1 protein-coding gene is annotated in these 654 nt (G+C 56.6%); it reads left to right on the forward strand.

Features of this window, described 5'->3' with window-relative positions; all coding sequences use genetic code 11:
- Window positions 1–46 precede the first annotated feature (46 nt).
- The gene (locus ABD339_RS33995; protein ID WP_425576181.1) at window positions 47–145 is read left to right on the forward strand and encodes a hypothetical protein; all 99 of its coding nucleotides are present in this window, start codon (window positions 47–49) and stop codon (window positions 143–145) included.
- Window positions 146–654: the final 509 nt, after the last annotated feature.

Genomic DNA, 654 nt, shown 5'->3' on the forward strand with positions numbered 1-654 from the left:
CGGTAAAACCAGCGGCGACCGTCATCCGAAAATTCGCGAAGGCGTAATGATTGGCGCCGGGGCGAAGATCCTCGGCAATATTGAAGTCGGGCGTGGGGGGAAGATTGGCGCGGGTTCGGTGGTATTGCAGGTGGAGACGCCATAGAACGCAAACGGGCGAATGCGCATGTATTTCTCTTTCGCGCTGCGGGTCGCCAGGTCGCCGGCGTCTTCAATCATATTGGTCAGCAGTTTGTGAAGCTGCGGCGCGTCTTTCTCGGTGATCGGCGAACCAAAGGCGCTGGAGAAGGCGTTGGCCACGCCGCCCGCGCTGAGGTTGGCATCCTCTGCCGCCAGCTTCCCGCGCTCGGTATTGCGCAGCAGACGTCCTTGCTCATCCATCGCCTGATCGTTTAAAAATGCGATACTGCCCACCGCCGGCGGTGGTGGCAACAGCGCCAGGCTGTCGATGGCCTGGGCATTGGTCAGATAGTAGAGATCGGGCTTGGTGGTGACATCGTTCCCGGGGGGAACCAGAGCAAAGGCGTTAACGGAGAAGAAACTGGCCAGGCAAAGGGCAAGAACACGCTTTTTCATTAGAATTTCCTTACGTCATAATCATTCCAGAGAAGACAGTCCTGTGCTGTCACATTTCTGTCATCTTTAAGTAAAAGT

The organism is Streptomyces axinellae (assembly GCF_039532135.1).
Lineage (GTDB): Bacteria > Actinomycetota > Actinomycetes > Streptomycetales > Streptomycetaceae > Streptomyces > Streptomyces axinellae.

Bases quoted from the DNA above. Each gene is read 5' to 3' on its own strand.
- ABD339_RS33995 (WP_425576181.1), top strand. From the start codon at position 47: ATGATTGGCGCCGGGGCGAAGATCCTCGGCAATATTGAAGTCGGGCGT.